The following is a 10,358-nucleotide window of genomic DNA, read 5'->3' on the forward strand; positions in this document are numbered from 1 at the left end:
ATTCAAGCAAAATGAGATAAAACATATTTTTAGTTTCAAACGTTATATAATTTAATGCTTGTATCTAATTTCAATCTCTCAATGAGTGCAGATTTAAAAAGTTAAGCATTCTGAAACTGTTTCATCATCATTGGTATTATTCATGTCTCAACATCCTGTGATCCGTGATTTATTTGATCGCGAAAAAACAACTCCTGTTTTTGTAGCACCCATGGCAGGTGTAACGGATCGACCATTTAGAACCTTGTGTAAATATTTTGGTGCAGGACATGCAGTTAGTGAAATGATGACTTCTGACAAAACGCTGCGTATGAGCAAGAAAAGTCTCTACCGAGCCAATTTTGATGGTGAAATTGCTCCAATTTCAGCACAAATAGCAGGATCAGACCCACGGGATTTAGCTGAAGCTGCACGATATCAAGTGTCAAATGGTGCTCAAATCGTTGACATCAATATGGGGTGTCCAGCGAAAAAGGTGTGCAATAAATTAGCAGGTTCTGCACTGCTACAGGATGAAGACTTGGTAGCCAGAATTTTAGATGCGGTGGTCGAGGCAGTAGATGTCCCTGTAACACTTAAAACGCGCTTAGGATTTTTAAACGGACATGAAAATATTATGCGTGTGTCGAAGCGCGCAGAACAAGCGGGTATTGCAGCTCTAGCATTGCATGGTCGTACACGGGAAGATATGTATTTAAATACTGCACGTTATGATCTAATTAAAGAAGTGAAGCAAAATATCTCTATTCCAGTCATTGCAAATGGAGATATTGATAGCCCAGAGAAAGCCAAGTATGTATTAGATCATACTGGTGCTGATGCCGTGATGATTGGCCGAGCAGCACAAGGTCGTCCATGGATTTTTAGAGAAATTGCTCATTATTTAAAAACGGGACAGCCACTTGCAGCGCCATCGATAGCTGAAGTGAAAGAAGTTCTATTGGGACATCTGAATGAGCTATATGAATTTTACGGTGAGTATTCAGGCTGTCGCATTGCACGTAAACATATCGCGTGGTACACCAAAGGTCTCCACTCAAGTAATGAATTTCGTCAGAATATGTACAAAGTAGAAAGTACAGCGGAACAAGCCAAGGTCGTAGCCAATTATTTCGATTTACTTTTGTCAGAAGGGCAAATTATGAGTGATGTTCAAGTGGAATCTGTGGATTTATTAAAATCAGGTTGAGTTTCTATATGTCAGCACTCAACTGAGATAAGTTATTCATACATTCTACTGTTGAGATTCAAGAGGTTGTAAATTTACTTGAGAATCCGATTTTTTCTCTTCAGGAGATTGTGATTGATCTTGATTTAAAATTTGAGCATCTAACTGCTCAACATTATGTTGAGTGGACTGATCTTTATCTTGAGCATGTGAATAGGTGTCTATTCCAAATCCAATCGCCACAAGTGCTAATAATACAAAACCCATACTTTTCGCTACATAATTTAACAATTCATTGTAAATAAAAAAACTTCAGCTCGGTATGGGTTTTATCGATTATTTAAGCATCATATTGATCAATTTCTAATATGATTTGATTGATTAAATCAGGTGCTTCTAAAACTCTGATTTGATTTACATTACTTCCTGCCCAGAATGCACCAAAACTTTCATCTTTGTTGGTTAATGCTGCTGCATTTAGTTGTTTACCTAAATCATATGCATAAGGGTAGGGAGCAACTAACTCACGCTGAGGTAAATCTACGAGAGTTGACCAACTGTTGATTATCCCTCTCGCTGGTCGCCCAGAGATGCTTGATGTAATTTGAGTTAAAGGCTTACTTAATAATGCATTACGATAAGCTGCATTTGCAGCTGAACTCTTGCATTGTACAAATGCAGTACCGAGTTGTACGGCTGAAGCTCCGAGATTCATCATATATTTAGCTTGAAAGCCATTCATGATTCCACCAGCTGCTACGACAGGTATCTTGCAGGTAGGAACAAGTAATTTTATTAAATCTGCTGTTTTGATTGCACTGTCAAAATGCTCATTAAAAATACCACGGTGTCCTCCCGCTTCAATACCTTGTGCAATGATGATATCAATCCCAGCGTCTTCAATTGCTCTAGCTTCCGCTAAGTTCGTTGCTGATACCATCGTAATAATACCAGCCTCTTTGAGGGCAGCTATTTGATGTGCATGAGGTATCCCAAAGTGAAAACTCACCGCCTTAGGTCGAGTTTCTAAGACTAAATCTAAAAAATCATCATTATCTAAAAAACTGGGGTAAATACATTTTAATTCTTTGGGTGGTTCAGTATTAAAGTTATCAAAGTGGGGTTTTAGATAATTTATCCAGTTTTGATTACGTTCAGAATCAAGTTGAGCTGGTTTGTGGCAAAAGAAATTAACCTGAAAGGGTAAATCTGTTAATTTTTGAGTTGCAAAAATTTGTTGTCGAGCACTTTCGATACTGGCAGCACCTAAACCAAGAGACCCTAAACCACCTTGATTGGATACTTCAGCTGCCAGTTCTGGTGTGGATACCCCAGCCATTGGCGCCAAAAAAATGGGATGCTGAATGGATAATTGTTCGAGTAAAGACATAATCAAGCTCCATGATTTAATTTCACTTTGCACAATCATGATCGGAGAATCAAATTATATTCATTATTTAGTGCGAAAATGCAAAGCGTCAAACTGTGTCGCATGAATGATCAGCGACATTTAGTAGAATAAATAAACAATTATAATATTCGAAATCTCATTGTTTCCCCTTACATATATGTCTGATCGTATCCGTGAAAAATTACAGATTTTAGCTGATGCTGCCAAATATGATGTGTCTTGTTCCTCAAGTGGTAGTAACCGCAAGAACAAAGATAAAGGTCTTGGTAATACAGGTTCCGGAATTTGCCATAGTTATACCGAAGATGGTCGCTGTGTTTCATTATTAAAAATTTTATTCTCAAATGTCTGTATTTATGATTGTGCGTATTGTGTCTCTCGCCGTTCAAATGACGTAAAGCGAGCAGCATTTACCGTCCAAGAAGTGGTAGATCTGACCATTAATTTTTATCGTCGAAACTATATAGAAGGGTTATTTTTAAGTTCAGGAATTTTTAAATCCGCGGATTACACCATGGAGAGAATGCTTCAAGTCGTAAAAAAATTAAGACTGGAAGAAAATTTTAATGGGTACATTCATCTCAAAACTATTCCGGGCGCTTCGCAAGAAATTATTCATGAGGCTGGACTGTATGTCGATCGGATGAGCATTAACTTAGAAATGCCGACAGAAGAAGGCTTAGTGAAATTTGCACCTGAAAAGTCGCATGCAGAAGTGCAGAAAGATTTAGGTATTGTGAGAGACCGTTTGATTGAATTGAAAGATGAGAGAAAACTAATCAAGTCGGTTCCTAAATTTGTGCCTGCTGGTCAGACAACACAAATGGTGGTCGGTGCGCATCACGAAACAGATCGTGATGTAATCTTGATGGCTGACAAGCACTATAAAGATTTTAAATTAAAACGGGTGTATTACTCAGGATATATACCTATCAATCCAGTAGAGTCTGCTTTACCTGCTGTAGGTTCTGCACCGCCGTTATTGCGAGAAAATCGCTTATATCAATCAGATTGGTTAATGCGTTTTTATGGATTTGAAGCCAACGAAATTGTGGATGAAGCACATCCCAATTTAGATTTAGAGGTTGATCCTAAATTAGGTTGGGCTTTAAGACATCCAGAGCAGTTTCCAGTGGATATTAATACTGCTGAATATAAAATGATTTTACGTGTTCCTGGCATTGGTGTGAGATCTGCTAAGAAAATTGTACAGGCTCGCCGTTTTGGAAAAATTCATATCGATCAGTTAAAGCGCTTAGGCGTTGCTTATAATCGTGCTCAACATTTTATTCGATGTGCTGATACACCTAAGTTTAAAAGAGAACAGCACGCTCATCAGATCCGCCAGCAAATTTTACAAAGTGGGCAATCAAAATATGTGAAACAACTGTCACCTCAACTAGGATTTGGGTTTTAAATGGCTGTGTATGTTTTTGATGGTACCATGACTGGGTTGCTGTGCTGTGTTTTTAGAGCTTTTCAATTCAAAGAGTTCGACGTAAAAGTTCAAACTGAAGGAAACGCTTACCAGAATTTGTTTGATGAGTCAGTCCGAGTTTACAGTGAAGAAAAGCAAGCTGAACGAGTCTGGCAAGGTTTAAAATCTAAAATTTCTGCTGCAAGTTTACGTAATTGGTATTTTACTTTTTTGTCTGAGCAGGAAGTGGCATACCAACATCTATTTGATTATTCCATTTATATCTTTAAGCATCAATACGCCGTTGAAAAAAATTTCGGTCATCGTGATGTTTTAGCGCTTGCACAATGGGCTAAACAAGTTGGTCGTGAAAAGCACCGAATGGAGGCATTTGTTCGCTTTAAAAAGTGTAAGGATGGTTTATTTTTATCATTAGTAAGACCAGATTTTAATGTTCTGGCTTTAATCTCTAAGCATTTCAAAGCACGTTATCAAGACCAGCGTTGGTTAATTTATGATGAAAAGCGACGCTACGGAATTTACTATGATTTGAAGCAAGTCCATCAAGTTAATTTGAATGCAGCCGAAATTGATCAAAATATCCATATAGGTTCTAGTCAATCATTCATGATTGAACTCGATGATCAAGAAGAGCTATATGATCAACTTTGGAAGGATTATTTTAAGAGTGTAAATATAGTGGCACGTGATAATCCTAAGTTGCATGTTCAATACGTACCTAAAAGGTATTGGAGATATATGAATGAAAAGCAGGTTTAGTACGATTTTTTAAAAATAAGTTATTGAATTTATTTGATAAAATATAATAAAAACAATTTTGTAAGAGTGTTTTAAATTTATACTACTAAAATTATTAATATTTTTTGATTATATTTCTTTAAGGGTTGTTTACATAAGATATTGAATTATATATTTATATATATTGTTCTTAGATTGCATTGAAATTTAATTATACTTTATAGGTATATATTGGGTCATAAAATAAAATTATTTGTATTTTTAATATTCAAAATTAACTTATGAATTTTTAATTTTCATTTTTTTTCTAAAAATATCAAAACTTAATTTTATATGAGTTAATTTTTATGACGATTCATATTTAGTCATCTCAGCCCAATTGGACTCTATAAATCTTTTTTTCTTAGACTAATAGTTAAGCCCGACTTTTTCATTCAAAAAGTGAATGTCACTAGAATTTCGACCTTTGAAATTATTTAACGCGCAATTCATTTTTGAGTGTGAAATTTATTGCATTTAACAATGGATTCACTTTTTTGAATTAGAAGGGTCTTCCATGGATATTCACGTTGATGAGCAATCTCAACCACCTAAGAAGCAAAAGTTTTATCAAATTTTATATGTTCAAGTCATCTTTGCAATTATTGCGGGTGTCACACTTGGACATTTTATGCCGGAGTTGGGGGCAAGTTTAAAACCTCTTGGCGATGCTTTTATTAAAATCGTCAAAATGATCATTGCACCCGTTATCTTCTTGACTGTGGTCACGGGTATTGCTGGTATGACGAATATGGGCGCAGTGGGGCGAGTGACGGGTAAAGCAATGGCTTACTTTTTAACTTTCTCTACGCTTGCGCTGATTGTGGGCATGATTGTTGCTAATCTTATTCAGCCGGGTAAAGGTCTTAATATCGATCCTGCTGCTTTAGAAGGTGACAAAGTTTCAACTTATGTTGAAAAAGCTCAGGATGCCTCTATTGTTGACTTCTTCATGAATATCATACCAAAGACTTTAATCAGTCCTTTGGCGGGTGGTGATATTCTTCAGGTTTTATTTGTTGCTGTTCTATTTGGTTTAGCGCTTGCAGCGGTGGGTGAAAAAGGGAAACCAGTTACAGACTTCTTAACGACACTGACCGCTCCGGTATTTTACCTTGTCGGTATGTTGATGAAACTAGCTCCAATTGGTGCATTTGGTGCGATGGCGTATACGATTGGTGCTTTCGGTATTTCGAGTATTGGAAATTTACTATTATTAATCGTAACGTTCTATATTACTTCACTTTTATTTGTTCTGCTTATTCTGGGAGCAGTTGCTCGATACAATGGATTTTCTATCATTGATCTCATCCGCTATATCAAAGATGAATTATGGTTAGTATTAGGCACGAGCTCTTCTGAAGCTGCACTGCCAACGCTGATGAATAAAATGGAAAAAGCGGGTTGTGAAAAGTCGGTCGTTGGTTTGGTCATTCCAACTGGATATTCATTTAATTTAGATGGTACAAATATCTATATGACGATGGCTGCTCTTTTTATTGCTCAAGCCTGTAATATCGATTTGACCATTTGGGAACAGATCACAATTTTGTTGGTTGCGATGATTAGTTCAAAAGGGGCTGCAGGTGTAACGGGTGCGGGCTTTATTACTTTGGCAGCTACATTATCCGTTGTTCCAGCATTACCTGTTGCAGGGATGGCACTTATTTTAGGTATCGATCGTTTTATGTCTGAATGCCGCGCATTAACTAATCTTGTTGGCAATGCTTGTGCAGCAATCGTTGTAGCACGTTGGGATAATGCATTAGATAAAGAACAATTAGATGCAACTTTGAAAAAGAAAGTAGAGGCTTGACTTCACTTTTAAGATCTAAATTTTAAGCCCATCTTCGGATGGGTTTTTATATAGATGATGCAGCATTTATCAAACTCAGAGTAAGCGCATTCAGATTTATTATAAGAACAAACTTTGGTGGCGTAGATGATTTCAATCGGCTAAAAATTTAATACTCCTTTCTTTTTCTTTCTTATCCTCTTGAATGATTGTAATTGCACTATAGAAAGATAAAAAAACGCCCAATTGAAATTAGGCGTTCTTAAATATCGATATTTGCTGATTAGCAACCTGTAAGTTTTTCAGGCTGAGGCTTTTCATTCGGGAAAAATATTGGACGAAGTTTCACACCTATACCATTACCAATAAAAGCGAAAATGAGCCATAACCAACCATGTAAACTGCCTGATGCAATGCCGCTGAAATAAGCACCGATGTTACAGCCGTATGCTAATCGAGCGCCATAACCCAACATGATACCCCCAATGACTGCTGCTAGAATTGAGCGTTTGGGGATATTGAGACTCGGTGCAAATTTTCCAGCGAGACCTGCTGCAAGTAAAGCGCCGAGCATGATGCCAAAATTCATCATAGAGGTGATATCAAACCACAACGAATTTGCTAAAGCTTTAGCATTTCCAGGTTGTTGCCAATAGTCCCAAGCTGTTACATCAATTCCGACTAATGTTGCACCTTTCGCTGCCCATACTGCAAGCGCAGATGTGACACCCCATGGGCGACCAGCCAATGCAAGCGTGGCGAAATTAAGCAGGGTGAGAATAATACCACCCCAAATTAAAGGCCATGGTCCCTTTAGGAAACGTTTCCAGCCTTGATGTGCTGCAACAGGTTCTTGTTCAAGCTGACCGTGGCGTTTTTTCTCGAAGTAGATTGTTGCTAATGCGATTAAACCAAATAGCACAAAATTGAGTAATAGCGCTGGAATAACACCAAAGCTTTGTACTACTGAAATAGGGGCTAAATGTGGCAGTGCAAACCACCATTCAATATGTGAAGTTGCGATCAGTGAGCCTAAACAGAAAAAGAATAGAGTGATCAGCATACGTGAGCTACCACCACCGACAGTATAAAGTGTCCCAGATGCGCAACCACCACCCAGTTGCATGCCAATTCCGAAAATAAAAGCACCAATCATCACGGACATCGATACGGGATTGACGTTGCCTTTAACGGGTTGACCAAATAACTCACCTGCACCTAAAGCTGGGAAGAAGAGCAGTACTGCCAGGGCGAGCATAATCATTTGTGCACGTAAACCACGACCTTTGCGTTCTTTAATAAAAACGCGCCAGCTCGATGTAAAACCAAATGATGCATGGTAGAGCGTCATACCAAGCGCACCACCAATAAGGAATAACAGGGCTTGATTAATTCCCACAATTTGATAAGCACCAAGGGCGCCTACAATCAATAAAACAATAGCGATCCAGACCGATGACTGTGATCGGTCAGATTGAGCTGCAATAATGGACATGAAGATAAGAAAAGCTGATAAAACACATCAGTATTTTAATTGATTGATTGTGGGTTGATAGTCCTACACTGCATTTATGCATTAAATGCTGCTGAGTAATATTGATTTTATATATTTGTAATTCTTATATGTTAGCCGACATGTACATTAAACAGTGAGCCAATCCAACTTGAAAATGCCATCGCTGCGATTCCCCAAAGCGTAATTCGCAATGCAGATTTTACTTTAGACGTTCCAGCAAAATATCCAGATAAAGCCCCTAGAATAAATAACGCTAAAATGCAAAAAAAGGCAACACTGTATTCTAAATATGCAGGAGGACTGATCAGTATAGCGATCATAGGGCAAGCTGCACCTATTGAAAAGGCGGTGGCAGAAGACCAAGCGGCTTGAAAAGGTTGAGCTGTTGTATTTTCATGGATACCAATTTCATCACGTGCATGTGCAGCTAACGCATCATGCTCGCTCAGTTGTATAGCAACTTGATGAGCAAGTTCGGGTGATAGTCCTCTTTGTATATAAATATGCGTTAATTCTTTCAGTTCTATTTGTGGATTGCGTGCTAACTCACTTGCTTCAAACTTTAGATCAGCTTCTTCAATATCAGACTGAGATTTTACTGAAATATATTCACCAGCTGCCATGGACGTTGCGCCTGCAATCAAACCAGCAATACAAGTGATTAAAAGGGTATGTTGATTCGCGCCACTTGCTGCCATCCCCATGATTAAACTAGTGACTGAAATTATACCGTCGTTGGCACCAAGAACAGCAGCTCTTAACCAACCTGTGCGATGTATATAATGTGGTTCTGTATGGTGCGAATAGCTCATAGGATTTTGTCTTATTATCTGAAAATGTTATTCAAAAATGAGTTGTTATTCATACAGTATAGGCTTGATTCGTATTTTGGGGCTGTATAATTGCTCTGTTAGAGAAAAAATTAAAGCCTCTAAAGAGGCTTTAATTGGTAAAAATCAAATTATTGTTGAGCTTTTTCTTTTACATTCGCTGCACCTTCTTCTACAGCTGCCGCAGCATTAGCAGTTGCTTCTTTAGCCGCTTCTGAAGCGTTGTGCGCAGCGTTTTCAGCATGTGCAGCAGCATTATCTGCAGCTTGTGCTGTCGCATCAGCAGCATTGTCGACTGCAGTTGCAGTTGATTGAGCTGCATCTTCAGTCGCATTTTGAATATCTGCACCTGCTTGTTCAGCAGCATTTTCTAAATGTTCACCAGTTGTCGCGCCAGTTTCAGGAGCTTTATCCTTATTACACCCAACCAAAGCAACTGTAGCAGCAAGACCTAAAGCAACAAGAATCTTATTCATTTTATCTTCCTTTTTTAATTCAATGAGTATCCAAGTAGCATGGATGAGAACAATATAAGCAGATTTTAAATAAAGTTTTATTCAAAAATTGTAAAGATAATATTGGCTTATAAAAAAGCCCCGAGAAAGAGTTTTCTCAGGGCTACACTTTAATGCGGTATGTTAAGGCTGAAATTACTGTCCAGAACGAATGATGTAATCAAACGCTGACAGTGATGCTTTCGCGCCTTCACCAGTGGCAATGATGATTTGTTTATAAGGTACTGTTGTACAATCACCCGCAGCAAATACACCTTTTACATTGGTTTCGTTGCGATCGTTAATCACAATCTCACCACGGTTGGTCAACTCAACTTGGGTTTCTTTTAAGAAATCCGTGTTGGGTAACAAACCGATTTGTACGAAGATCCCCGCCAATTCGACAGTGTGTTCTTCATCCGTCGCACGGTCTTTGTATTTCAGTGCAGTGACTTGTTTGCCATCACCCACAACTTCTGTAGACAACGCATTTTTGATGACAGTCGTGTTAGGTAAGCTGTTCAATTTATCTTGAAGAACTTGGTCAGCACGTAGTTTGGTATCAAACTCAACTAAAGTGACATGCTCAACAATACCAGCCAAGTCAATTGCCGCTTCAACACCAGAGTTACCACCACCGATCACAGCCACACGTTTACCTTTGAACAATGGGCCATCACAGTGTGGGCAGTACGCAACACCACGGGTTTTGTATTCTTGCTCACCTGGTACATTCATTTCTCTCCAACGAGCACCTGTAGACAGGATGACCGTTTTCGATTCAAGTTTTGCACCATTCTCTAAAGTCACTTCAACTAAACCGTTGGCAGTTTCATCCGCACCTTTGATGTCAGACACACGTTGTAAGTTCATGATGTCGACACCGTATTCACGAACGTGTGCTTCCATTTCAGCCGCAAACTTAGGAC

General features: G+C 38.4%; 10 protein-coding genes. 4 read left to right on the plus strand and 6 right to left on the minus strand.

The annotated features are described in order from the left end of the window. Positions 1-142: 142 nt before the first annotated feature. Positions 143-1,189, plus strand: coding sequence for a tRNA dihydrouridine synthase DusB (gene dusB, locus AC1M9L_RS04300; protein WP_180028412.1), 1,047 nt, complete (start codon positions 143-145; stop codon positions 1,187-1,189). A 45-nt stretch (positions 1,190-1,234) separates the two neighbouring features. On the opposite strand, the gene AC1M9L_RS04305 is transcribed toward dusB, so the two are convergent. Continuing rightward, positions 1,235-1,435 carry a hypothetical protein gene (locus AC1M9L_RS04305; RefSeq protein ID WP_481591436.1) on the minus strand — a complete coding sequence of 67 codons (201 nt, stop codon included), beginning with the start codon at positions 1,433-1,435 and terminating at the stop codon, positions 1,235-1,237. Positions 1,436-1,508: 73 nt separating this feature from the next. After that, positions 1,509-2,558, minus strand: a complete 1,050-nt coding sequence (locus tag AC1M9L_RS04310) for an NAD(P)H-dependent flavin oxidoreductase (RefSeq protein ID WP_092767188.1) — start codon at positions 2,556-2,558, stop codon at positions 1,509-1,511. A 178-nt stretch (positions 2,559-2,736) separates the two neighbouring features. Here AC1M9L_RS04310 and AC1M9L_RS04315 point away from each other — a divergent pair, with 178 nt between their 5' ends. From AC1M9L_RS04315 to AC1M9L_RS04325, 3 genes are all read left to right on the plus strand, one after another. Continuing rightward, positions 2,737-3,996: a putative DNA modification/repair radical SAM protein gene (locus tag AC1M9L_RS04315; protein WP_481591437.1), complete on the plus strand. Its 1,260-nt coding sequence runs from the start codon at positions 2,737-2,739 to the stop codon at positions 3,994-3,996. After that, positions 3,997-4,776, plus strand: a complete 780-nt coding sequence (locus tag AC1M9L_RS04320; RefSeq protein WP_481591438.1) for a TIGR03915 family putative DNA repair protein — start codon at positions 3,997-3,999, stop codon at positions 4,774-4,776. A gap of 535 nt (positions 4,777-5,311) precedes the next feature. Beyond that, positions 5,312-6,610, plus strand: a complete 1,299-nt coding sequence (locus AC1M9L_RS04325; RefSeq protein ID WP_035265514.1) for a dicarboxylate/amino acid:cation symporter — start codon at positions 5,312-5,314, stop codon at positions 6,608-6,610. A 262-nt stretch (positions 6,611-6,872) separates the two neighbouring features. Here AC1M9L_RS04325 and AC1M9L_RS04330 read toward each other — a convergent pair whose 3' ends face one another. The 4 genes from AC1M9L_RS04330 to AC1M9L_RS04345 all read right to left on the minus strand — a co-directional run. Continuing rightward, positions 6,873-8,084, minus strand: a complete 1,212-nt coding sequence (locus AC1M9L_RS04330; RefSeq protein ID WP_481591439.1) for a YeeE/YedE family protein — start codon at positions 8,082-8,084, stop codon at positions 6,873-6,875. Between the two features lie 131 nt (positions 8,085-8,215). After that, a complete protein-coding gene (locus AC1M9L_RS04335; RefSeq protein ID WP_035265394.1) occupies positions 8,216-8,917 on the minus strand; it encodes a VIT1/CCC1 transporter family protein in 702 nt (233 codons plus the stop codon). A 149-nt stretch (positions 8,918-9,066) separates the two neighbouring features. Beyond that, positions 9,067-9,411, minus strand: coding sequence for a hypothetical protein (locus AC1M9L_RS04340; protein ID WP_035265393.1), 345 nt, complete (start codon positions 9,409-9,411; stop codon positions 9,067-9,069). Between the two features lie 174 nt (positions 9,412-9,585). Next, on the minus strand, positions 9,586-10,358 hold a 773-nt coding region (locus AC1M9L_RS04345), incomplete at its 5' end, for an FAD-dependent oxidoreductase (protein ID WP_481591440.1).

This window comes from Acinetobacter sp. ANC_7511 (genome assembly GCF_056779975.1).